This window comes from Demequina maris (assembly GCF_000971155.1).
Lineage (GTDB): Bacteria > Actinomycetota > Actinomycetes > Actinomycetales > Demequinaceae > Demequina > Demequina maris.
On sequence record NZ_BBLX01000001.1, the window covers coordinates 315,535 to 337,002 of the forward strand.

Here is a 21,468-nt window from a genome sequence, read left to right on the forward strand (position 1 = left end):
TCAGCCCAGGTGCTCGACGAGCGCGTCGAGGAACGCGCCCGGACGCTCGAGGTGGGGCGAGTGCCCGCAGCCGTCGAACGCGATCTCGCGGTAGGTGCCGCCGTTCGCCACGTAGCGGTCCAGCACCGCGCGCGTCTGCGCGATCATCGGCTGCGCGGGCGCCTCGTCCTCGCCGGGCCAGCCCGGGATCGCGCCGAGCGCGCCCAGGTGGTTGAGGTCGAACAGCGAAGTGTCGGAGACGATCGCGTCCTGCTCGCCCCGCACCCACAGGACCGGCGGCTTCGCCTCGGACTCGGCGATCCCGGACACGTCGAACCAGCACGGCGCCATGGTGTTGAGCACGCCGCGCCGGCCCGGACCGAAGCCCGGCCAGCCCTCCGCCGGACCCGCGTCCCCGGGGTAGTTGTCCTCGCCGGTAGCCGTCGTCAGCATCGACTCGACCCACAGGTCCTCGAGCACCGCGGGCTCCGCCGCGGCCGCCACGTAGGCGGTCCGGAACACCGACCGGGGCGACACCGGCTGATCCGCGGTGCGGTCCCCCGCCGCGATCGCCGCGACGAAGGCCGGGTTGGCGCCGCCGCCGCCGGTGCCGGCGCAGTCCTCGCGCAGCAGCCGGCCCTCGGGTCCGGCGGTGCCGCCGAAGCCGTACGGAGACACGGGTGCCACGAGCGTCAGCCCGGACACCAGCTCGGGCCGGTCGAGGAGCAGCTGCATCGCGACGCCGCCGCCCATGGACCAGCCGACGAGCTCCACCGGGCCCGTGCCGAGCTCGTCGAGCACCGAGGCGACGTCGTCGGAGAAGTCCCGCACGCCGCGGGTCGCGTCCACCGGCAGCGTCTCGGAGGTGCCGAAGCCGCGCAGGTCGATGGCGAGCGCGCGCACGTCCGCGGGCAGGCCGAGCATCGTCGGCTGCCAGAACAGCGCCGAGGAGACGTTGCCGTGCACGAAGACGACGGTGTGCCGCGGCGTCGCCGCCTCCCGCTCGATCACGTGCGCGACGAGCCGGGGCGTCGTCACGAGCCGCGAGCTGAGCCCCTCCATCGGCGCGATGCGGTCCTCCTGCGTGGCGGTCATGCGGTGCTCCTCTCCCCTGCCAAGGCGCCTGCCACGGTGGGGGCGACGGCGTCGGCGCCCTCCGGTGACATCACCAGCGTGTAGTGGTTGACGTCGTCGACCCGCACGTGCCGGATGGCGGGCAGGTCGGCGAGCATGGATTCCAGGCGGGACTCCTCGTACAGGCCCGGCTCCTCGTCGAGCAGGCCGCGCGGCGCGGTCATGAGCAGCGTCGGCTTGTCGAGCGCCGCGAGCGCCTCCCGGAGCGCGGCCCCGGTGTTGAGGTCGATCGTGTCGTCGACCGTGGTGGCGTAGCTGGTCGCCGGCCGCAGGCCGCCGTCGCCGGGCACGAGGTCGTACGCGAAGTAGGCCTCGAGCTCGCGGGTCCAGTGGTGCGCGAACGCGGGGTGCCCGCGCCAGAAGTCGAGGTAGGCGTCGACGTCGGGGAACCGCATCGACAGCCGCGCCGCCGTCGGGCCGAGGATCGCGGCGACGGTGTCCTCGGCGGACAGCCCCTCGGGCACCGCGAGCGGCAGGCCGCCGTCCAGCAGCACCAGGCGGGACACCCGCGCGGGGGCACGATGCGCGAGCACCACCGCGACGAACGCGCCCATCGAGTGGCCCACCACGGGCACCTCGTCGAGGCCGAACGCGTCGAGCACCGCGACGAGGTCCCGGGCGTGGGCCTCCATCCCGGCGGGCCCGCGCACGCCGTGGCTGCCGCCGCGGCCGCGCAGGTCGGGCGCGATGAGCCGCATGCCGGGGAGCCGCCGCGCGAGGTGCGTGAAGGCGAGGTGCGAGCTGGTGACGCCATGCACGAGCAGAGCGGTGCCCGTAGGCTCGCCCGCGGGCTCCCACACGCCGACCGCGAGGTCTCCGCCCTCGACGGGCACCGTGATGCGCCGGTAGCCGGGGGCGCTCATCGCGCCGTCCAGCCGCCGTCGATCGTGTACGAGGCACCCGTGGCCATGCCGGCCGCGTCGGACGTGAGCCAGCCGACCAGCGACGCCACCTCCTCGGGCTCGACCAGGCGCTTGACCGCGGTCTCCGTGAGCATGATCCGCTCGACCACCTCGTCCTCGGGGATCCCGTGCACCCGCGCCTGATCCGCGATCTGCTTCTCCACCAGCGGCGTGCGCACGTACGCGGGGTTGATGCAGTTGCTCGTGACCCCGTGCGGGCCGCCCTCGAGCGCCGTCACCTTGGACAGCCCCTCGAGCCCGTGCTTGGCGGACACGTACGCCGACTTGTAGGCGGACGCCCGCAGCCCGTGCACCGACGAGACGTTCACGATGCGCCCCCAGCCTCGCTCGTACATGTGCGGCAGGGCGGCGCGGATGAGCAGGAACGGCGCGATCAGCATGATGTCGTGCAGGAGACGGAACGTGTCCGGGTCGAACTCGTCGATCGGCGACACGCGCTGCAGGCCCGCGTTGTTGACGAGCACGTCGACGTCGAGCGTGAGCGCGTCGAGCTCCCGCGTGCGGGACAGGTCGACGTGCCAGGCCTCGCCGCCGATCTCGGCGGACGCGGCCTCCGCGGCCTCCGCGTTGATGTCCGCCACCACGACGCGGGCGCCGCGGCCGGCCAGCTCCCGCGCGCACGCGAGCCCGATGCCGCTCGCGCCGCCCGTGACCAGTGCCTTGCGGCCCTCGAGATCGGTCGCCATCACCCTTCCTCCCCGGCGGTCAGCGCGTTGCGCACCACCCTCATCACGGACTCGAACACGTCGTCGGGCAGCCGCGGGGCGCCCTCGTCGGTGCGCTCCCACAGCAGGTAGCGCATCCCGATGAGCTCGCCGATGCCCATCAGCGTCCACGCGGTGACCTCGGGGTCGAGGCCGCGGTCGACGTCGCCGTCGGCCTGCGCGCGGCGCAGTCCGTCCTCGTACCCGGCGACGATGCGCTGATAGTGCTCGCGCATCGTCCCCGGCGAGACGTACTCGGCCTCGCGCACCACCCGGTACAGCGCGGGGTGCTCCGAGGTGAACCGGAAGAAGCCGGCGAAGCCCGCGCGCTCGGCCTCGATGCGGGTGCTCGCACCCGCCATCTCCTCGCTCATCGCGTGGCGCACGCGCCGGTTGAGGTCGAGCACCAGCGCCTCGAAGATGGCCTGCTTGGAGTCGAAGTAGAGGTAGAACGTGCCCAGGCCGATGCCGGCGCGCTCGGTGATCTTGACGATCGACGCGTCGTGATAGCCCTGGTCGGCGAACACGTGCTCCGCGGCCTCGAGCAGCCGGCCGCGGGTCTTCTCGCCCCGCTTGGTCAGCGGCTTGCCGGCCGCCGACGTGGGCTCCTCGATCTCATCCACGCTCACGGGACACCTCCTTCGCGACGCGCGCAGCACGGTCCCTCAAGAGCGTGCGGCGGACCTTCTGGGACCCGGTGCGGGGCAGCTCGTCGACGAGCACGATCCGCACCGGCACCTTGAAGCCGGCGAGCTGGGTGCGTGCGTGCGCGAGGAGCTCGTCCTCGGACACCAGCGCCCCGGCCCGCGGCTCGACGAACGCGACGCCGCGCTCGCCCCACACCGGGTCGGGCGCCCCCACCACGGCCGCGGCCTCGACGAGCGGGTGGCGCTCGAGCGCCCGCTCCACCTCGGCGGGCGCGACGTTCTCGCCGCCCGAGATGTAGATGTCCTTGAGCCGGTCGACCACCCGGTACACGCCGGACGCGTCGCGTGCCGCGAGGTCGCCGGTGCGCAGCCAGCCGTGCTCGAGCGCGCGGGCGGTCGCCTCGGGGTCGCCCAGGTAGCCGGCGAACACGCTCGGTCCGCGCACCTGCAGCTCGCCGGTCGCCGGGCCGTCGAGCGTGAGCCCGGTGTCCGGGTCGACGAGCCTCACCTCGACGTGCGGGTAGGGCCGGCCGACGGCGCCGACGTGCGCCTCCGCCTCCGCGGCAGGGAGGCACAGCACGTTCGGGCCGGCCTCGGTGAGCCCGTAGCCCGCCGTCAGGGCGACGCCGCGGTCCGCCCAGGCCGCGAGCAGGTCCGGGGCGGCGGTCGCGCCGCCGACCACGGCGAGCCGTAGCGAGGACACGTCCGCGGCGTCCCAGCCCGGGTCGTCGGCGAGCAGCCGGTACTGGGTGGGCACGCCCATCGTGCAGGTGACGCCGCGCTCGGCGATGAGGCGCAGCACGCGCGACGGCTGGAAGGTGCTCTCGAGCACCACGGTCGCGCCGCGCCACCAGGCGAGCAGCGGCTGCACGTTCCACGCCGCCACGTGGAACTGCGGCAGCATCGCGAGCACCACGTCGTCCTCATGCAGCGGCAGGGCGCCGGACAGCGCGAGGTTGTTCCAGAAGCAGCCCTCGTGCGTGAGGATCGCGCCCTTGGGCTCGGCCTCGGAGCCGGAGGTGTAGACGATCAGCAGCGCGTCGCCGTCGCGCACCGCGCGGGGTGTGCCGTCACGGCCGGAGGCCGGCACCCGGGCCTCGAGCCCGGCGCTGCCGAGCGTCGCGACGGGCGGCGCCTGGCCGTCCCAGCCGGCGGCCTGCATGGCCTCGGCCACGAGCGTCGCGTGCTCGTCGTCGGCCGCCACGATCGCCGGACGGGTGCGGGCGAGGAGCTCCCCCAGCTCGGCGGCGGTGAGCCGCCACGACAGTGGGACGAACGCGACGCCGGCGAGGGCGCAGCCGAAGAACAGCGTGACGTGGTCGGCCGAGCTCGCGGACACGGTCGCGATCCGGTCGCCGGGGCCGTAGCCGGCGTCGCGCAGCCGCGCGGCGAGCGCCACGGCGCGGTCCGCCAGCGTCCGGTAGTCGACGGTGAGGCCGCGGTCGTCGATCGCGATGCGCTCGGGCGAGCGCGCCGCGCGGTCGACGAGCCAGCGTCCGACGGTGTGCGACGCGGTCACGACCGCGCCTCCTGCCCCGCCGTCTCCAGGACCTGCTCGGCGCCCTCGATCCGCCCGGCCGGCGCATCGTCCGACATCTCGGCGTCGCCGTGCGCGCTGCCCGCCCGACGCCGGCTCATCCACGAGTCGACGGTGCCGGCGATGCCGCCGGGCAGGAACATCACCACAAGGATGAACAGCGCGCCGAGGATGAACAGCGGCTCGGACAGCGGCACCCGCAGCACCGACGGCAGCGACTCAATCATGTCGGAGCCGGCGAGCACCGTGAGCCGCTGGTCGAGGATCGTGTAGACCACACCGCCCACGATCGCACCCCAGCGGTAGCCGACGCCGCCCAGCACCACGATGACGAGCACCGTGATGGTGAGGTCCGCCGACACGGAGCGGGGCACGGTGCCGGACTGCAGCAGCATGTACGCCACGCCGACGAGCGACGCGCAGAGCGCGGCGATGACGAACACGAGGAGCCGGGCGCGCGAGGGCTCGAGGCCGAGCACCCGCACGCGGAGCTCGTTCTCGCGGGTCGCCCGTGCGAGGTGGCCCAGGCGCGACCGGTCGACCCAGACCGAGACGAGGTACACGACGAGGAGCACCGCGAGGGTCGCCCAGTAGAGGTTGCGGGTGTTGACCACGCCGACCAGCCAGTCGGGCACGCCGGCCGTGTTGAGGCTGAGGCCCTCCTCGCCGCCCGTCACCGACGAGTTCCGTCGCACCAGCACGGAGCCAGCCTGCGCGAAGGCGAGCGTCACCATCGCGAACGGGATGCCGGATACCCGCATCGACACCGCACCCGTGACGAGCGCGATGACGAGGCCGCCGATCAGCGCGACGAAGACGCCGGGCCACAGCGGCACCCCGAGGTTCTCGAGGCCGATGCCGAGGCCGTAGGCGCCGGCGCCGAAGTAGAGCGCGTGACCGAACGAGAGCATGCCCGCGGTGCCGAGCAGCATGTTGTAGCTGAGCGCCAGCGCCGCGAAGATCATCGCGAGCGACAGCAGCGCGAGGGTGCCGGGCTGGTAGGTGGGCGTGGGCAGCACGCCGGGCACCGAGATGTTGAGCAGCGGCAGGCACGCCATGAGGATGACGAGCCCCACGCCCACGACGAGCGGGACGGGGATGCGGCGCGCGGCCGCGACGGCGGCGGTCATGCGAACCTCCTTCCGAGAAGGCCGGACGGTCGCACGAGCAGCACGCCCGCCAGGGCGACGACGACGATGATGTCGCCCGTGCCGCCCAGGTAGTAGTTGGCGAACTGCTGCAGGACCGCGACCATGACGGACGCGATGGCCGCGCCCGGCAGCGAGCCGAGCCCGCCGATGACGGTGACGATGAACGCGAAGATCAGCAGCGTCGAGCCGAGGTGCGCGGACACGTAGCCCGTGTAGTGCGCGGCCAGCACGCCGCCGACGCCGGCGGCGGAGCCGCCGATTGCGAAGACCAGCAGGAACGCGGTGCGGACGTCGATGCCGAGCGCGGTGACCATGGCCCGGTTCTCGACGCCGGCGCGGATGATCGTGCCGAAGCGCGTGTAGCGCAGGAAGACCACCAGGGAGATCAGCAGCGCCGTGGCGGCCGCCATGAGCACCCAGTACGTGTTGGGCACCTGCGCGCCGAGCACGCCGGTGGTCTCCCGCATCCACGCGGGCGCCTGGATGTAGATGGGGTCCGAGCCCCAGATGCCCTCGTACAGCGCGACCGCGGCGAACGCGAGGCCGACGGTCACGAGCACCTGCTCGATGTGTCGCTCGTACAGCGGCCGGATGAGCGCGAGCTCGGTGAGGGCCGCGACGCCCGCGCCGACGAGCCCGCCGACCAGGATCGACACCGCGAACGCCCACCACGAGGTGGAGTCGAGGCGCCGGGCCACCTCGAAGCCCATGAAGGCGCCGAGGGTGAGGAACGCGCCGTGGGCGAAGTTGAGGACGTGCATGAGGCCGTAGATGAGGCTCAGGCCGGAGGCGACCAGGAAGTACAGCGCGCCCAGGCCGATGCCGGTGAGGAGGACGAGGACGAGGGTGCTCATCGGGCGCCTCCCGTCGCGGGCGCCACGCCGACGCCGAGGAGGCGATGCGTGAGCTCTTCGTCGCCGAGGATGTCCGCGGCGCGGCCGGTGTGGACCACGCGGCCGCCGCTGATGACGATCGCGTCGGTGGCGAGGCGACGGACGACCTCGAGGTTCTGCTCGACCAGGAGGATCGGCACGGTGGCGGACGCCTCCTCGAGCGCGTCGGCGACCTGGTCGACGATGAGCGGGGCGAGGCCCTTCGTCGGCTCGTCGACCAGCAGGAGCCGGTTGTCGTTGATGAGCGCGCGGGCCAGCGACACCATCTGCTGCTGGCCGCCCGAGAGCGTGCCCGCCATCTGGCGGCGCCGCTGCACGAGGTCCGGGAACAGGGCGTCCACGAGCTCGCGGCGCGGCTGGCGCTGGCGGACCGCCAGCTGGAGGTTCTCCTCGACGGTCAGGCTGCCGAAGACCTCGCGGTCTTCCGGCACGTAGCCGACGCCCTTGCGGACGATGCGGTGAGTGCGCAGGCCGTCGATGCGCTCCCCCGCGAGGCGCACCTCGCCGCCGCGGTCGATGAGGCCGAGGATGGCCCGGAGGGTCGACGTCTTGCCGACGCCGTTGCGGCCGAGCACCGCCGTGATGCCCGTGGCGGGCACGGTGAACGACACGTCCTCGACGACCTGCTGGCCGTTGATGGAGGCGTGGAGGCCCTCGACCTCGAGGATGGTGCTCATGCGGCGCTCCCCAGGTAGGCGGCCTGGACCCGCGGGTCGGCCATGATCCGTTCCGGCGTGTCGAAGGCGACGATGCGGCCTGCGACCAGCACCGCCACCTTCTCGACGAGGCCCATGAGGACCTCGAGGTGGTGCTCCACCATCAGCACGGTGCAGCCCTTGACCCGGTGCAGGTCGCGGATCCGCTCGACCAGGCCGGGGACGTCGCCCGAGCCCACGCCCGCCATCGGCTCGTCGAGGAGGACGAGCCGCGCGTCGGTCGCGAGCAGCACGGCGATCTCGAGCTTGCGCTTGTCGCCGTGGGAGATGTCCCCGGCCGGGACGTGCGCGCGGTGCTCGAGCCCCACCTGGGCCAGGGCGTCGCGTGCGGCCGCCGTCGCCGCATCGTCCCCACGCGGGAAGCGCAGGAGCGAGTAGCTGCCGCCGCGGGAGGCCTGCGCGGCCACCCGGACGTTCTCGAGCACGCTCAGCCGGGGGAAGTTGCTCGAGGTCTGGAACGTGCGGCCGAGTCCCGCCCGCGCCCTCGCGGGGACCGAGGTCCCCGTGATGTCACGGTCGTCCATCAGCACGCGGCCCGACGTAGGCGTCACCACCCCGGAGATCGCGTTGAAGAGCGTCGTCTTGCCGGCCCCGTTGGGGCCGATGACGCCGACGAGCGAGCCGGGCGGGATGTCGAGGTCGATGCCGTCGAGGATGGTGGCGCCGCCGATCTTGAGGCCGAGGCCCTCGATACGGAGCGCGGACGGGACTGCGGTGCTCATGCGTCCGGTTACTCCGCCTCGGCCGGCGACACGTCGGCGGCGGGGACCGTCGCGACGAGCTCGGGCGAGTAGGAGTCGCCGTCGGCGACGAGCTTCACCTGGAACATGTCCTGCAGCAGGGCGTGGTCGCCCTCGCGGACGGTCATGGTGCCCTTGGGACCCTCGAACGAGAAGCCCTCGAGCGCCGCGATCATGGCGTCGACGTCGCCGGCGCCCTCCTGGATGGCCTGGACCACCATGAGGGCGGCGTTGAATCCGTCGGGGCTGAACAGGTCGGCGGTGCCGCCCGCGGCCTCGATGTGCTCGACCATCGCGGCGTTGACCTCGTTGTCGGTCGCGCCCGCGAAGTAGTGGTTGAGGAACTTGATCGACTCGGAGGCCTCACCGTACGCGCCGTACGTGGCGACGTCGCCGAGGCCGGTGACGACCGGGACCTCGTCGAGCACGCCCTGCTGGCTCATCGACTGCCACATCGCGCCCGAGGTCGCGCCGGCCCAGGCCACGAACACCAGGTCCGGCTTGGCGTCGAGCACCTGCTGGGCGAACGTCGTGAACTCGGTGATGTCCTCGGCGACGAGGATCGAGTCGACCTTCGCACCCTGAGCACCGAGGATCGCGTCGACCGCGGCGAAGTTGCCCTGGCCGAACGCGGTGTCCTGGGCGAACACGAGCACCTTCTTGCCCTCGACGTCGTCGAGGAAGGTACCGGCGGTGGCCACGTCCTGCGAGCTCTGACGGCCCGAGCGGAACGTGTACTCGTTGATGCCGGTGATCGCGTCCGCGGCCGCGGGACCCGAGATGTACAGCACCTGGTTCTGGGCGGCCTGCTCGGCGACCGCGAGCGCGACGCCCGAGGACACCGTGCCCGTGAGGATGTTGACGCCCGAGCCGATGAGCTCCTTGGCGGCGGTGACGGCCTTGTCGGCGTCGCCCGCATCGTCGCGGTTCTCGATCACGATGGTGGTGTCGCCCACCATGTTCGTGCCGTCCGTCGCATAGTCGAGGCCGGCCTCGAAGCCCGCGAGGAACTGCTCGCCGTAGCCGGCGAGGACGCCGGACTCGCTGGTGATGACGCCGACGGTGACCTCGGTCGCCTGGGACATCCCCGACGAGGAGGAGGACGAGCTCGACGGCTCGGTGCCGGGAGACTCGGAGGTGGGAGCACAGGCTGCCAGGATGGTGGTCAACGCGGCTACGGCGCCGATGAGCGCCGCCTTCTCTTTACGCATGGGAACTGCCCTTTCGCCATTGAAAGTTGCGTACCTGAAAGGCGATTCAGGTTATGGGTCACGCTAGGGGCGTCGAGCGTTCGAGTCAAGCGGCGGCGTGTCCCGGAGTGTCGCGGGGCCGCTCACAGGGCTCGCTCGGGCTCCTGGCCGTGCACGCGCACCGTGTCCCTGCCTGCCGCCTTCGCCTCGTACAGCGCCGCGTCGGCGCGCGCGATCAGCGCCTCGAGCGGGACGCCCCGCTCCACACGGGCGACGCCGTGGCTCGCGGTCGGCGAGCCCGGACCGCCGCCGTCCTGGGCCGCGACGAAGCGCCGCGTCACGGCGTCCGCGCGCTCCGCCGCCCGCGCGGGGCTCACGCCGACCAGCACCGCCACGAACTCGTCGCCGCCCATGCGTCCGATGAGATCGCCGGGGCCGAGCTCCTGCCGCCACGCCTGCGCGAAGCGCACGAGCGCCCGGTCGCCCTCCGCGTGGCCGTGGGTGTCGTTGACCCGCTTGAAGAAGTCGAGGTCGGAGACGACGATCGCGTCCTCGCGTCCGGCGGGGCGTGAGGCGAGGAGGCGCGCCGCCCGCGCGAGCAGCTCGCCGCGGCCCAGCACGCCGGTGAGGTCGTCCGTGGTGGCACGGCGCCGCAGCTCGTCCCGGTGGCCCGCGTCAGCGAGGTGCGTGACCGCCAGCGTGACCGCGGTGACGGTGGCGATGAGGATGAGCGTCGTGAGGCCGGTGCCGCCCACGGAGGTGAAGAGCTCGCTGCGCGGTCCCTCCACCACGTAGAGCGCCCAGCGCACGGCGTAGAACGCCGCGTACACGGTGCCGGCGACCGCGAAGGTGAGGAGCGCGCCCCGCGCCGAGGGGTGCGCCTGGGTCGGGGCGGCGTCCCGGTCGCGCCACAGCCGCCACACCTCCCGCGCCGCCACGCCGACCGTCGCGCCCATGGCCGCGAGGAAGTACGCGCCGCCCGCCCAGGTCTCGTGCGCGGGGTCCCCGGCCAGGGCGGTGCCGAGGGCGCCCGCGAGCACCGTGGCGGCGAGCCACCACGGGAGCGGTCGACCGCGCAGGGAGCGCGCCGCGCCGACCACGCACAGCCCGCCCAGCACGCCGGCGGTGTTGGCGAGCGGCACCGTGATCGCCTGCAGCGGCGAGCCGTTGCCCAGGTACAGCACCGTGCTCGAGCCGTACGCGGCGAGCGCGCACGCCCACCATCCGACCACGGGCGCGTGCGACGTGCGGCGGAGCACGAGCACGGTGTGCACCGCGGCGAGGACGACCACGACGGCGAGCGCGAGGCGCACGCTCATCGGATCGATCACGGGGCCACCGTACGGAAGCCCGCGGGCCGCGGGAAGGGCGGTGTGGGCGTTCTCACATCGGGTCCCGCGCACGCCACCAGGGACGATGCGCGGGACCGGTGGCGTCGCGACCTCCGACGGCGTGCCACGGCCTACCCTGGACGCATGGCCCGCGTCCTCATCACCGCCTTCGAACCGATGCCCGGCGCCACCGCGGAGGCGTCCGCGGATGCCGTCAGGATCCTCGCCGAGACCTGGCACGGCAGCGCCGAGATCGTGCACCGCGACCTGGAGCCCGCGTACAAGGAGGCCGCGCGCCGCCTCCGCGCCTCCGTGGCCAAGCACCTCCCCGACGCGGTCATCGTCGTGGCCACCGCGCCCGGCGCCGACGCGGTCACGATCGAGCGCCTCGCCGTCAACCTCGACGACGCCGCGACGCCCGACGCCCACGGCGCCCAGCCCGTCGACGCCCCGGTGGTCGAGGGCGCCGCCGCGGCGCTGTGGTCGACCCTGCCCGGCAAGGACATCGTCGCGGCGCTCGCGGAGCGCGGGCTGCCCGCACGGCTGTCGCTCAACGCCGGCAGCGGCCTCGCGAACCACGTGTTCTACGTGATGCAGCGCGAGCTGGCCGAGTGGGGCGTCCCCAGCGGCCTCGTGCAGCTGCCGGCGACCCCGGAGATGGGTGCGCCCGGGCCGGCGCTCCCCGCCGAGGTCCTCGCCGAGGCGCTGCGCACCATCGTCGAGACCGTCATGGGCGAGCACCCCGAGCCCGAGCCGGAGATCGACGAGGAGGACGAGTCCGAGGCGACCCAGCCGTTCCTCATGCCCATCACGGCGCCGATCCCGGGCGACACCCCCGCGTTTGGCCTGCCCGTGGCGCCCGAGGCCGAGCCCGACGCCGCCGAACCGCTTCCCGAGCTCACGCCCGCCTGGTCGCCCACCTCGGGCGAGGTGCCCGAGGTTACGCAGGAGGCCGCCGCATCGTCCGCGCCGGAGGAGGAGCCCGAGCCGGAGCCCGCGCGCGACGACGAGGAGCCGGCCGCGCCGGACGAGGCACCCGCGTACCGTCATCCCACGTGGGACGAGATCATCTCGGGCGCCCGCACGGAGTCCTGACCCGCATCGTCCCCGGAGGAGACATGGCCCACGGCCTCGCCACCAGCGTCACCCTGTCCCTGCCCGCCTGGCTCGTCGACGAGATCCCCGCCCTTCCGGACGCGCTCGCGACGCCCGAGGAGCAGATGGCGCTGGTGCACCGGCTCGCGGATCGCAACTGGCGCGAGGGCGGCGGGGGGCCGTTCGCGGCCATCGTCGTCGACGGCACCACCGGCGAGCTCGTCTCGGTGGGCGTGAACGTGGTGCTCGGCACCGGCATCAGCGCGGGCCACGCGGAGGTCATGGCCCTCGCGCTCGCGCAGGCCCGCCTCGGCTCCTGGGACCTGGGCGCGGAGCGCGACCTCGCGCTCGTCGTCAACTGGCGCCCGTGCGTGCAGTGCTACGGCGCGACGCTGTGGTCGGGGGTGCGCCGGCTCGTGGTGGCCGGCGAAGGCCCCGAGCTCGAGAAGCTCACCCGCTTCGACGAGGGACCCGTGGTCGCCGACTGGGCCGAGCAGTTCGAGGCCCGCGGCATCGCCGTCACCAGCGACGTGCTGCGCGCCGAGGCGCTCGAGGTCTACCGCGCGTACGGCGAGTCCGCCTCGACCGTCTACAACGCGCGCGGCACGGGGCCGGTCGAGCAGGTCCGGTGACCGAGCCCGCGAACGCCGGCGCCATCGCGCGCGCCACCGGTCGCGCCTGGGAGGGTTGGGTCGCCGCCTTCGAGGACGCGGGAGGCGCGGAGCTCGATCACCGGGGCCTCGTCGCGGTGGCCGCGCGCGACCTCGGCCACGTGGACAACCCGGGCTGGTGGGCGCAGACGGTCGCCGTCGCGTACGAGCAGCACCTCGGGAGGCGCACCCTCGGCCAGCGCCAGGACGGCAGCTACGAGGCCTCGGCGAGCCGCACGCATGGCGGCACGCTCGACGAGGCCATCGGGGCCTGGCGCGCGGTCGTGGACGGGCTGACCGCGCTGGGAGGCGTGCCCTTCGCGGACGCGCCCACCGAGACCGCGACCGACGGCTACCGCCGGTGGCGCGTCACGCTCGCCGACGGCACGCGCGTTCTCGCGCAGGCGAGCCTGCGGTCCGGGCGCGCGGTCCTCACGCTCACCTGGTCGCGGCTCGCGTCCGACGAGGACCGGGAGCGCAAGCGCGCCGAGCTCAGGGCGCTGCTCGCACGGCTCTGATCCCGCCCGCCGGGACACTGAGTACTCCCCCACGGTGTTCCGGCGCCCGTGCGGGACGCTGAGTACTCGCTGTCCGCCGAGCCTCTCCGACCGACCCGAGTTCCGGGTGTCCCGCAGCGCGAGCGAGATGCGTGGGAGGAGTACTCAGTGTCCCGGCCGTGGTGGTGGACGTCAGCGGGCGTCGATCTTGACGAACAGCATCGCGACGAGCCCGAGCGCGACGACCGTGATGAGGCCCAGCACGCCCCAGATGGTCGCGCCGGTGAGCGCGATCGCGAGCGTCCACATGAGCGGCGCGAGGAACGAGACCGCGCGGCCCGTGGTGGCGTAGAGCCCGAAGATCTCGCCCTGCTTGCCCGGGGGGCACACGCGCGCGAGCAGCGACCGCGATGCGGACTGCACCGGACCCACGAAGAGGCACAGGGTCAGCCCCGCGATCCAGAACACGATCGGCCCGACGTCGTGCAGGAAGGCGACCGCGAGCCCCGCGACCACCATGCCGCTGAGCGAGCCGATGATGAGCCGGCGCGGACCGATCCGGTCGTCGACCAGGCCCGCGAGCATCGTCGCGAGCCCCGCGACCAGGTTCGCGGCGATGCCGAACATGATGACCTGGGTCGGGTCGAAGCCGTACGCGACCGAGGCGATCACGGCGCCGAAGGCGAACACGCCGGCCAGGCCGTCGCGGTAGACCGCGCTCGCGCCGAGGAACCACACGGTCGGACGGGACTCGCGCCACAGGGCCACGAGGTCGCCCCACAGCCGCGTGTAGCTGCCGAGCAGCGACACCTGCGGGCGTCCGGTCGCGGGCGCCTCCGGGACGTAGCGGAACACGGGCCACGCGAAGATCACGGCCCACACCGCGCACCCGACCGCGATGAGGCGGTACGCCATGCCGTTGGAGGTGTCCATGCCCCACCAGTCGGCGCCGTCGGCGACCACGACGATGACGAGCGCGACGATGCCGCCGACGTACCCGAAGCCCCAGCCCAGCCCCGACACACGACCGACGTTGCGCGGGCTGCTCACCTGCGAGATCAGCGCGTTGTAGTTGACGCCGCCGATCTCGCCGAAGACGCTGCCGAGCGCGATGAGCCCCACGCCGAGCGCGAAGAACGGCGGCGCGGCCTGGACGAAGAAGAGCCCGAGCATGCACAGCACGAGCAGCCCGGTGAAGAGCGCGAGCCAGGCCTTGCGCTTGCCCGACGTGTCGGCGCGCTGACCCAGCACGGGCGCGAGCACCGCGACGAGGATGCCGGCGACCGTCATCCCGGTGCCCAGGCCGCCCGCGAGCTGGGACAGGCCGAGGTCGTACGCGGGGTGCCCCTCGCCGAGCGACGCGATCTCGGGATCGAGGAAGGACTCGGAGGTGAGGTACAGCGCCACGAAGACGAACGTGACGATGACGGAGTTGAACGGCTGCGTGGCCCAGTCCCACAACGCCCACGCGACGACGCGGCCCCACCGCGTCGGCCGGGCCGCATCGTCGGGGGCCGCCGCGTGCGAGGTCGCCTCGGAGGTCATGGCCCAAGAGTGCCGTCCCCGGGTGAACTATGCGCGACCAACACGCCAACGGGGGCTGAACGTCGGGGCCGGAGGTGGCACGATCGGGGTATGGACGACGCCGGGACCTGGGGCGACGATGTGCTCGCCGGGTTCGAGGCACGCCCGCTGGGTCCCGCGACGCTCATCCGCTCGACGGCTCCCCCGCCGCACCCGCGGGGCGCCGTCCTGCACGTCCACGGCTACAACGACTACTTCTTCCAGGCGCACCTGGCGGAGTTCTTCGCGGGGCTCGGGCTCGCGTTCCACGCGCTCGACCTGCGCCGGGCCGGCCGGTCGCTGCGTCCCGGCGACACGCCCCACCTCATCCGGGACATCACGGAGCTGGGCGACGACATCTCCGCCGCCGCCGACGCGATCGCGGCGGAGCATCCCGGCCTGCCGCTCGTGATCCACGCGCACTCCACGGGCGGGCTCGCCGCGGCCATCTGGGCGTCGGACCGTCCCTCGCCCACGCTCACGGGCCTCATCCTCGACAGCCCGTTCTTCGCCCGGCCGGACAACCGGCGCGAGCGGGTGCTGCTGCACGCCGTCGGACCCGTCGCGCGCGTTCGACCCGGCGCCGTGCTCGCGCACCACCCGTCGCGCTACGCGGCCCACCTGCTGTCCGACGAGGGCGGGGCGTGGGGCTTCGACCCCGACTGGAAGACGCCGCTCGGCGTGCCCGCGCGCGCCTCCTGGCTCGCCGCGGTGCGGCGCGCGCAGCGGCGGGTCGCGCGCGGCCTCGACATCCGAGTGCCGGTGCTGGTCGCGCGGTCCCACAGCTCGGGCCCGGACACGCCCGACAACCCGCTCCTGGGCGTCCAGGACACCGCCGTCGACGTGGGTGCGATCGCGCGGCTGGCGCCGGGACTCGGTCCGGACGTCACCGAGGCGGTCATCACCGGCGGGGTCCACGAGCTGTCCCTGTCGTCCCCGGTGCCGCGCGCCGCGTACCTGGCCTCCATCCGCTCCTGGCTCCCGAAGGCGATCCCATGACCCCCACGCGCCCCGACCACCCGTACTTCGACGCCCCGTTCGCCGCGCTCGCGCACCGGGGCTTCTCGCGCGACGGCCTCGAGAACTCCATGACCGCGTTCCAGTCCGCGGTCGACCTCGGCTTCTCCTACGTCGAGACCGATGCGCACGGCACCGCCGACGGCATCGCCGTCGCGCTCCACGACTCGTCGCTCGACCGCACCACCGACGCGGAGGGCGAGGTCTCGGAGCTGCCGTGGTCGGAGGTCAGGGCCGCGAGGATCGGCGGGGTCGAGCCGGTGCCGCTGCTCGAGGACCTGCTCGGCACCTGGCCCGAGCTCCGCGTGAACATCGACGTCAAGGCCGAGTCCGGCATCGTCCCCATCGCGGAGGCCATCGAGCGCACGGGCGCGCACGATCGCGTCTGCGTCGCATCGTTCTCCACCGCCCGCCGCGAGGCGACCGTCGCGAGGCTGAGCCGGCCGGTCGCCACCAGCGCGGGGACCGGCGAGGCGGCACGCTTCCTCGTGGGCGGGCTGCTCGGCCTCGGGACGCTGCGCTCGCTCGCGCACGTGCACGGCCTGCAGATCCCGTGGCGGGTCGGCGTGCTGCCGGTGCTGACCGAGCGGCACGTGCGGCTCGCCCACGAGGCGGGCAGGGTGGTCCACGTCTGGACGGTCAACAACCGCGCCGAGATGGAGTCGCTCCTCGATGCGGGCGTCGACGGCATCGTCTCGGACCGCGCGGACCTCCTCCGGGAGGTGCTCGAGGCGCGCGGCCTATGGTGAGGGGATGAACAAGACCGTCCCCACCGAGGTCCCGGTCGAGGCGTTCGTCGCGGCCGTCGAGCCGGCACGCCGCCGCGAGGAGGCTGAGCGCGTCGTCGCGCTGCTGACCGAGGTCACCGGCGTCGAGCCGGTCATGTGGGGCCCGTCGATCATCGGCTGGGGCACGATGCACTACCGGTACGCGACGGGCCGCGAGGGCGACATGCCCAAGGTCGGCTTCTCGCCGCGCAAGGCGCAGCTGACGTTCTACGGGCTCAAGGACACCCCCGAGGGCGCGGGGCTGCTGCCGTCGCTCGGCCCCTCCACCGAGGGTGCCGGCTGCGTCTACGTCAAGCGCCTCGACGCGATCGACCTCGACGTGCTCGCCGACCTCGCGGAGATCGCCTTCGCCCGCGGCGACTACGACGCGGCCGCACGGTGATGCGGTCGGCGGCCCAGGGTCGCGTGGAGGAGGGAGCCGCCGATGGGCGACCGTGACGGCGAGCCGCCGATCCGGCCGTTGCCGTTCGCGGCCGGCATGCTGCTGGGCGCGATCACCGGCTTCCTCATCTGGATCGCGACCGACACGTTCGCCCTCTTCCCCGCCTTCGTGGGTCTCGGCTTCGTGCTGGGCCTGGTGTTCTCCCGGATGAGCGGCGGCGGCCCGCAGTAGCCGTCGGCCGGGCGGTGTTCGTGCCCCGGCCCCGGCACCGACCACCCCATGTTCGCGCCTGTTCCAGGATTCACTGAAACAGCCTGCGGTTCAGGATCCCGGCGGTCGCCCTACCAGGCACGATGCGGGCGGCTCAGCCCGGGGTCGCCCACTGTTTCAACCCGATGTGAAACACGTGGGAGAGAACCCCGCGCGCGCGCGACGACACGCCGCAAACGGCGGCCCAGGAAGCGGGTCGATCCCGCATCGACCCGCCTGACGTGCCGGAACCGGCACGCGTGGCGGGTCGATCGTGGAAGGACCCGCTTCCGAGGTCGGAGATCCGACCCCGAACGCGCCCGCGCCCTACTTCCTCCGCGCCCGCTTCTCGCGCACGCGCACCGAGATCTGGATCGGCGTGCCCTCGAAGCCGAAGTTCTCGCGCAGGCGGCGCTCGATGAAGCGGCGGTACTGCGGGTCGAGGAAGCCCGAGGCGAAGATCACGAAGCGCGGCGGGCGGGTCGCCGCCTGCGTCGCGAACAGGATCTTCGGCTGCTTACCGCCGCGGACCGGATGCGGGTGCTCCGCGACGAGCTCGCCGAGGAACGAGTTGAGCCTGCCGGTGGAGATGCGCTGGTCCCAGCTCGACAGCGCGAGGTCGAGCGCAGGGAGCAGGCGGTTGGTGTGCCAGCCGGTCTTGGCCGACAGGTTCACGCGCGGGACCCAGGTGTGCTGGACCATGTCCTGCTCGATCGAGCGCTCGAGCAGGAAGCGCTCGTCCTCGCCCACGAGGTCCCACTTGTTGTAGACGAAGATCATCGCGCGGCCGGCGTCGACCACCTGCTGCACGACGCGCAGGTCCTGGTCGGTCAGCGCCACCGAGGCGTCGAGCAGCACGAGTGCCACCTCGGCACGCTCGATCGCGGTCTGCGTGCGCAGCGAGGCGTAGAAGTCCGCGCCCTTGGTCATGTGGACGCGGCGGCGGATGCCGGCGGTGTCGACCAGGGTCCACGGGCGGTCGCCGATCTCGACGACCTCGTCGACCGGGTCGCGGGTGGTGCCCGCGATCTCGTTCACGACCACGCGCTCGGAGCCCGCGAGCTTGTTGAGCAGCGAGGACTTGCCGACGTTGGGGCGCCCGACGAGCGCGATGCGGCGGGGCGCGTGCTCGTCGATCTCGATCTGGTGCATCTCCGTGGGCAGGATCGCCATCGCGGCGTCGAGCAGGTCGCCCGTGCCGCGGCCGTGGAGCGCGGACACCGGGTACGGCTCGCCCAGGCCGAGGTTCCACAGCGCGGCGGCCTCGAGCTCGCCCTGCGGGCCGTCGACCTTGTTGGCGGCGAGCACCACGGGCTTCTCGGCCTTGCGCAGCAGGCGCACCACCTGCTCGTCGGTCGCGGTGGCGCCGACCATGGCGTCCACCACGAACAGGACCGCGTCGGCCATCTCGATCGCGGCCTCGGCGGCCTGCGCGACCGACAGGTCGATGCCGGTGACGTTCTTCTCCCAGCCGCCGGTGTCGAGCAGCGTGAAGTCGCGTCCCGCCCACTCGGCGCGGTACGCGACTCGGTCGCGGGTGACGCCCGGGGTGTCCTCGACGACGGCGAGGCGCTTGCCGATGATGCGGTTCACGAGCGTCGACTTGCCCACGTTCGGGCGGCCCACGATCGCGAGGACGGGCAGCGCCTCCTCGGTCTCCGGCAGCGGCTCGCCCGCCAGCTCGGCGAGGTCCTCCGGGGTCAGGTCGTACTCGTCGAGGCCCGCGCGCAGCGCGGCCTCGCGGATCTCGTCGAGCGTCTCGGGCGCGTCCGACTCGTGGGGCGCCGGAAGCGGCTGCTCGTCCGTCATGCGTGGTCCTTCTCTTCGCGCGTCTCGCGGCGCGGGTCGTCGAGCGGAAGCTCGAGGTCTGTCGTGTCAAGGGTACGTGTCACCTGGTCGCGGAGCGTCTCGGCGAGCCTCTCGGCCGCCCACGCCTGCTTCGCGCGGCCGCCGCGCACATCGTCCGGCGGGGTCAGCACCACCGGCTCGCCGAACGCGACCAGGAGCCGCCGCCCGGGCCGCGGCCACACGTTGACGGACTCGCCGGTGTGCCGCGAGCCGACGATCGCGGTCGGCACCACCGGGGCGCCGGACTGGATCGCGAGCCACGCGGCGCCGCCGTGCACGGCCTCGGCGGTGCCGCCGCCGCGGGTGCCCTCGGGGAACACCCCGATGACGTCGCCGCGACGCAGCACGGCGAGGCCCTGCGCGAGCGCCTCGCGGCCCGACTCCCGCACGGTGATCTGCTGGGCGGCGTTGAGGATGGCGCCGAGCGGGCCCGACATCATCCCCTCACGGATCAGGAAGTGCGAGCCGCGCGGGATCACGCCGTGCACCACGGGCCCGTCGATCAGGCCGACGTGGTTGCAGACGATGATCGCGGCGCCCTCGGCGGGCACGTTGCCGCGACCCCGGACCTCGGTGCGCCACAGCACGCGCGCGAGGAAGCGGCCCACCCAGCGGGACCAGCGCGGGCCCCAGCGGCTCGGGACGGGGGCGCTCACTCCCCTGCCTCGTCGGCGGCCTCGGCCGCGGGGGTCGCCGCCGCATCGTCCTCGCCGTCGCCGCGGGTCTCCGCGACGAGGTCGAGCACGGCCTGGACGGCCTCCTCGATGGTGAGGTCGCTGGTGTCGAGCGTGTGGACGCCGTCGGCCGCGGTGTGGAACGACACGACCGTGGCGTCCTTCTTGTCGCGGCCCAGCACGGCCTCGCGCACGGTGGCGAGGTCCGCGCCCTCGCCGGCGCGGCGCGCGACGCGGATCTCCTCGTCGGCGGTCATGAGGATCCGCACGTCGGCGTCGGGCGCGATGATCGTGGTGATGTCGCGCCCCTCGGAGACGATGCCGCGGCCGTCGGAGTAGCCGCCCTCGAGCTCCGCGGCGATGACCTCGCGCTGCCAGTGGCCGAGCGCCGCCCGCGCCTCGAGGTTGGTGGCGACCTTGGAGACGGTGAGCGCGACGGCGTCCGAGCGGATGAGCGAGGACACGTCCTCGCCCTCGAGCAGCACGCGCGGGTTGCCCGGGTCGAGCACGAGACCCACGTTCATGGTCTCCACCATGGCGGCGACGTCCGACTCGATGGTCAGGTCGACGCCCTCGCGCATGCACCACAGCGTGGCGACGCGGTAGGTGGCGCCCGTGTCGAAGTACGCGAGCTGGAGCCGTCGGGCGACCTCCTTGGCCACCGTCGACTTGCCGGTGCCCGCGGGCCCGTCGATCGCGATCGAGATTCCGGTCATGATGCAGCGATCTCCCAACCCTGCCGCTCGAGCGCCGCCACCAGGTCGGGCGCGCGCGAGGGCAGCACGTAGAGCGTCGTGAGTCCCACCGGCTGCCGCGGCGAGTGCTCGATGGCGATGTCCTCGACGTTGACGTCGACCTCGGCCGTGTGCGCGAGCAGGCGCAGCAGCTGGCCGGGAGTGTCGGGGACGATGACGGTGACCGGCGTCCAGTCGCGCGTGGCCCCGCCGTGCTTGCCGGGGATGCGCGCGGTCTCGAAGCGGCCGCGGTCGATGAGGTCGGTGAGGGCCTCGCCGATGTCGTCGGCCTCCCTCACCTCCTCGAGGTCGGCGATGATGTGGTCGAGCGTCTCGACCAGGTGCCCACGGTTGAGGCGCGCGATGTCCGCCCACATGCCGGGCAGCGACGCCGCGATGCGGGTGACGTCGCGCAGGCCCTGGCCCGCGAGGGCCACGTCGTCGGCGTCGAGGATGCCGAGCGCGGCGGCGACCGCGGAGGCCGCGACCTGGGGCGCGTGCGAGACGCGCGCGACCGCCGCATCGTGCGCCTCCGCGTCCATCGTCACCACGTCGCACTGCAGCGCGTCGGGGATGCGCGCGACGAGCGCGATCGCGTCCGCGGTGGCGCCGTTCGGGCACAGCACCCACGGGCGCGCCTTGAACAGGTCGCCCTGCGCGCCCAGGCCGCCCGAGACCTCGCGGCCCGCCATGGGGTGGGAGCCGACGTAGCGGGACGATGCGCCGGTGGCGTGGGCCGCGGCGGCGATGGGGGCCTTGACGCTCGCGACGTCGGTGACGACGGCGTCCGGGTAGCGGCCGAGCGCGGCCGCGACGACCGCGGCGGCGGCGGACGGCGGGACGGCGACGATGACGAGCTCGGGCTGCGCGTCCGCGGGCGCGCCGCCCGCGCCGATCGAGCGCGCGAGGGCCTGCGCCTCGGGGTCGTTGTCCTCGATCGTGACGGCCCAGCCCTCGGCGGACAGGCCGATGCCGATGCTCGCGCCGATCAGGCCGGCGCCGACGATGTGCGTGCGGGGAGACATG

Annotated in this window: 23 protein-coding genes; 7 read left to right on the plus strand and 16 right to left on the minus strand. The window is 73.6% G+C overall.

What is annotated here, in order from left to right:
• The 11 genes from AOM02_RS01500 to AOM02_RS01550 all read right to left on the minus strand — a co-directional run bounded on the left by AOM02_RS01500 (window position 1) and on the right by AOM02_RS01550 (window position 10,945).
• Window positions 1-1,074, minus strand: a complete 1,074-nt coding sequence (locus tag AOM02_RS01500; protein ID WP_062295907.1) for an alpha/beta hydrolase — start codon at window positions 1,072-1,074, stop codon at window positions 1-3.
• Window positions 1,071-1,976, minus strand: a complete 906-nt coding sequence (locus AOM02_RS01505; RefSeq protein ID WP_062295908.1) for an alpha/beta hydrolase — start codon at window positions 1,974-1,976, stop codon at window positions 1,071-1,073. Before AOM02_RS01505 ends, AOM02_RS01500 begins: the two co-directional genes overlap by 4 nt.
• The gene (locus tag AOM02_RS01510) at window positions 1,973-2,722 is read right to left on the minus strand and encodes a 3-hydroxybutyrate dehydrogenase (protein ID WP_062295910.1); all 750 of its coding nucleotides are present in this window, start codon (window positions 2,720-2,722) and stop codon (window positions 1,973-1,975) included. Before AOM02_RS01510 ends, AOM02_RS01505 begins: the two co-directional genes overlap by 4 nt.
• Entirely contained in the window at window positions 2,722-3,369 is a 648-nt protein-coding gene (locus AOM02_RS01515; protein ID WP_082100414.1) for a TetR/AcrR family transcriptional regulator, read from the minus strand. The genes AOM02_RS01510 and AOM02_RS01515 overlap by 1 nt, the downstream gene beginning before the upstream one ends.
• Window positions 3,356-4,906, minus strand: a complete 1,551-nt coding sequence (locus AOM02_RS01520) for a class I adenylate-forming enzyme family protein (RefSeq protein WP_062295912.1) — start codon at window positions 4,904-4,906, stop codon at window positions 3,356-3,358. The genes AOM02_RS01515 and AOM02_RS01520 overlap by 14 nt, the downstream gene beginning before the upstream one ends.
• Entirely contained in the window at window positions 4,903-6,054 is a 1,152-nt protein-coding gene (locus AOM02_RS01525; RefSeq protein WP_082099408.1) for a branched-chain amino acid ABC transporter permease, read from the minus strand. The genes AOM02_RS01520 and AOM02_RS01525 overlap by 4 nt, the downstream gene beginning before the upstream one ends.
• Entirely contained in the window at window positions 6,051-6,929 is an 879-nt protein-coding gene (locus AOM02_RS01530; protein ID WP_062295914.1) for a branched-chain amino acid ABC transporter permease, read from the minus strand. The genes AOM02_RS01525 and AOM02_RS01530 overlap by 4 nt, the downstream gene beginning before the upstream one ends.
• Window positions 6,926-7,645 (minus strand): ABC transporter ATP-binding protein, encoded by a 720-nt coding sequence (locus AOM02_RS01535; RefSeq protein ID WP_062295916.1) that lies wholly within the window; start codon window positions 7,643-7,645, stop codon window positions 6,926-6,928. The genes AOM02_RS01530 and AOM02_RS01535 overlap by 4 nt, the downstream gene beginning before the upstream one ends.
• Complete coding sequence (locus AOM02_RS01540; RefSeq protein WP_062295918.1) at window positions 7,642-8,406, minus strand: ABC transporter ATP-binding protein; 765 nt, start codon at window positions 8,404-8,406, stop codon at window positions 7,642-7,644. The genes AOM02_RS01535 and AOM02_RS01540 overlap by 4 nt, the downstream gene beginning before the upstream one ends.
• 8 nt (window positions 8,407-8,414) lie before the next feature.
• Window positions 8,415-9,635: a substrate-binding domain-containing protein gene (locus tag AOM02_RS01545; RefSeq protein WP_062295920.1), complete on the minus strand. Its 1,221-nt coding sequence runs from the start codon at window positions 9,633-9,635 to the stop codon at window positions 8,415-8,417.
• A 122-nt stretch (window positions 9,636-9,757) separates the two neighbouring features.
• Window positions 9,758-10,945 (minus strand): GGDEF domain-containing protein, encoded by a 1,188-nt coding sequence (locus tag AOM02_RS01550; RefSeq protein WP_062295921.1) that lies wholly within the window; start codon window positions 10,943-10,945, stop codon window positions 9,758-9,760.
• A 144-nt stretch (window positions 10,946-11,089) separates the two neighbouring features.
• Here AOM02_RS01550 and AOM02_RS01555 point away from each other — a divergent pair, with 144 nt between their 5' ends.
• The 3 genes from AOM02_RS01555 to AOM02_RS01565 are packed head-to-tail and all read left to right on the plus strand — an operon-like array spanning window position 11,090 to window position 13,208.
• Window positions 11,090-12,040 (plus strand): pyroglutamyl-peptidase I, encoded by a 951-nt coding sequence (locus tag AOM02_RS01555; protein ID WP_062295923.1) that lies wholly within the window; start codon window positions 11,090-11,092, stop codon window positions 12,038-12,040.
• A 23-nt stretch (window positions 12,041-12,063) separates the two neighbouring features.
• Entirely contained in the window at window positions 12,064-12,672 is a 609-nt protein-coding gene (locus AOM02_RS01560; RefSeq protein ID WP_062295925.1) for a nucleoside deaminase, read from the plus strand.
• On the plus strand, window positions 12,669-13,208 hold the full coding sequence (locus AOM02_RS01565; protein WP_062295927.1) for a hypothetical protein: 540 nt from the start codon (window positions 12,669-12,671) through the stop codon (window positions 13,206-13,208). The genes AOM02_RS01560 and AOM02_RS01565 overlap by 4 nt, the downstream gene beginning before the upstream one ends.
• Before the next feature lie 171 nt (window positions 13,209-13,379).
• Here the strand turns inward: AOM02_RS01565 and AOM02_RS01570 are convergent, their stop codons facing one another.
• Window positions 13,380-14,732 carry an MFS transporter gene (locus AOM02_RS01570; RefSeq protein WP_062295929.1) on the minus strand — a complete coding sequence of 451 codons (1,353 nt, stop codon included), beginning with the start codon at window positions 14,730-14,732 and terminating at the stop codon, window positions 13,380-13,382.
• A gap of 90 nt (window positions 14,733-14,822) precedes the next feature.
• On the opposite strand from AOM02_RS01570, the gene AOM02_RS01575 reads away from it, so the two are divergent.
• From AOM02_RS01575 to AOM02_RS01590, 4 genes are read left to right on the plus strand one after another with little or no spacing between them, the layout of a single operon-like run.
• On the plus strand, window positions 14,823-15,749 hold the full coding sequence (locus tag AOM02_RS01575) for an alpha/beta hydrolase (protein WP_062295931.1): 927 nt from the start codon (window positions 14,823-14,825) through the stop codon (window positions 15,747-15,749).
• Window positions 15,746-16,516, plus strand: a complete 771-nt coding sequence (locus tag AOM02_RS01580; RefSeq protein ID WP_062295933.1) for a glycerophosphodiester phosphodiesterase family protein — start codon at window positions 15,746-15,748, stop codon at window positions 16,514-16,516. Before AOM02_RS01575 ends, AOM02_RS01580 begins: the two co-directional genes overlap by 4 nt.
• Before the next feature lie 4 nt (window positions 16,517-16,520).
• Window positions 16,521-16,937 carry a DUF1801 domain-containing protein gene (locus AOM02_RS01585; RefSeq protein WP_062295936.1) on the plus strand — a complete coding sequence of 139 codons (417 nt, stop codon included), beginning with the start codon at window positions 16,521-16,523 and terminating at the stop codon, window positions 16,935-16,937.
• A 42-nt stretch (window positions 16,938-16,979) separates the two neighbouring features.
• Window positions 16,980-17,168 (plus strand): hypothetical protein, encoded by a 189-nt coding sequence (locus AOM02_RS01590; protein WP_062295938.1) that lies wholly within the window; start codon window positions 16,980-16,982, stop codon window positions 17,166-17,168.
• Window positions 17,169-17,513: 345 nt separating this feature from the next.
• Here AOM02_RS01590 and der read toward each other — a convergent pair whose 3' ends face one another.
• Genes der through AOM02_RS01610 form a run of 4 tightly spaced genes read right to left on the minus strand, consistent with a single transcriptional unit; the run spans window position 17,514 to window position 21,467 of the window.
• Complete coding sequence (gene der, locus AOM02_RS01595; RefSeq protein WP_062295940.1) at window positions 17,514-18,995, minus strand: ribosome biogenesis GTPase Der; 1,482 nt, start codon at window positions 18,993-18,995, stop codon at window positions 17,514-17,516.
• Entirely contained in the window at window positions 18,992-19,690 is a 699-nt protein-coding gene (locus tag AOM02_RS01600; protein WP_062295942.1) for a lysophospholipid acyltransferase family protein, read from the minus strand. The genes der and AOM02_RS01600 overlap by 4 nt, the downstream gene beginning before the upstream one ends.
• Complete coding sequence (gene cmk / locus AOM02_RS01605) at window positions 19,687-20,424, minus strand: (d)CMP kinase (RefSeq protein ID WP_082104810.1); 738 nt, start codon at window positions 20,422-20,424, stop codon at window positions 19,687-19,689. Before cmk ends, AOM02_RS01600 begins: the two co-directional genes overlap by 4 nt.
• Window positions 20,421-21,467, minus strand: coding sequence for a prephenate dehydrogenase (locus tag AOM02_RS01610; protein WP_062295943.1), 1,047 nt, complete (start codon window positions 21,465-21,467; stop codon window positions 20,421-20,423). Before AOM02_RS01610 ends, cmk begins: the two co-directional genes overlap by 4 nt.
• Window position 21,468: the final 1 nt, after the last annotated feature.

Coding starts and splice junctions, on each gene's coding strand:
- AOM02_RS01500 (WP_062295907.1), bottom strand. CDS start 1,074: ATGACCGCCACGCAGGAGGACCGCATCGCGCCGATGGAGGGGCTCAGC.
- AOM02_RS01505 (WP_062295908.1), bottom strand. CDS start 1,976: ATGAGCGCCCCCGGCTACCGGCGCATCACGGTGCCCGTCGAGGGCGGA.
- AOM02_RS01510 (WP_062295910.1), bottom strand. CDS start 2,722: ATGGCGACCGATCTCGAGGGCCGCAAGGCACTGGTCACGGGCGGCGCG.
- AOM02_RS01525 (WP_082099408.1), bottom strand. CDS start 6,054: ATGACCGCCGCCGTCGCGGCCGCGCGCCGCATCCCCGTCCCGCTCGTC.
- AOM02_RS01530 (WP_062295914.1), bottom strand. CDS start 6,929: ATGAGCACCCTCGTCCTCGTCCTCCTCACCGGCATCGGCCTGGGCGCG.
- AOM02_RS01535 (WP_062295916.1), bottom strand. CDS start 7,645: ATGAGCACCATCCTCGAGGTCGAGGGCCTCCACGCCTCCATCAACGGC.
- AOM02_RS01540 (WP_062295918.1), bottom strand. CDS start 8,406: ATGAGCACCGCAGTCCCGTCCGCGCTCCGTATCGAGGGCCTCGGCCTC.
- AOM02_RS01545 (WP_062295920.1), bottom strand. CDS start 9,635: ATGCGTAAAGAGAAGGCGGCGCTCATCGGCGCCGTAGCCGCGTTGACC.
- AOM02_RS01555 (WP_062295923.1), top strand. CDS start 11,090: ATGGCCCGCGTCCTCATCACCGCCTTCGAACCGATGCCCGGCGCCACC.
- AOM02_RS01560 (WP_062295925.1), top strand. CDS start 12,064: ATGGCCCACGGCCTCGCCACCAGCGTCACCCTGTCCCTGCCCGCCTGG.
- AOM02_RS01570 (WP_062295929.1), bottom strand. CDS start 14,732: ATGACCTCCGAGGCGACCTCGCACGCGGCGGCCCCCGACGATGCGGCC.
- AOM02_RS01575 (WP_062295931.1), top strand. CDS start 14,823: ATGGACGACGCCGGGACCTGGGGCGACGATGTGCTCGCCGGGTTCGAG.
- AOM02_RS01580 (WP_062295933.1), top strand. CDS start 15,746: ATGACCCCCACGCGCCCCGACCACCCGTACTTCGACGCCCCGTTCGCC.
- AOM02_RS01585 (WP_062295936.1), top strand. CDS start 16,521: ATGAACAAGACCGTCCCCACCGAGGTCCCGGTCGAGGCGTTCGTCGCG.
- AOM02_RS01590 (WP_062295938.1), top strand. CDS start 16,980: ATGGGCGACCGTGACGGCGAGCCGCCGATCCGGCCGTTGCCGTTCGCG.
- der (WP_062295940.1), bottom strand. CDS start 18,995: ATGACGGACGAGCAGCCGCTTCCGGCGCCCCACGAGTCGGACGCGCCC.
- cmk (WP_082104810.1), bottom strand. CDS start 20,424: ATGACCGGAATCTCGATCGCGATCGACGGGCCCGCGGGCACCGGCAAG.
- AOM02_RS01610 (WP_062295943.1), bottom strand. CDS start 21,467: ATGTCTCCCCGCACGCACATCGTCGGCGCCGGCCTGATCGGCGCGAGC.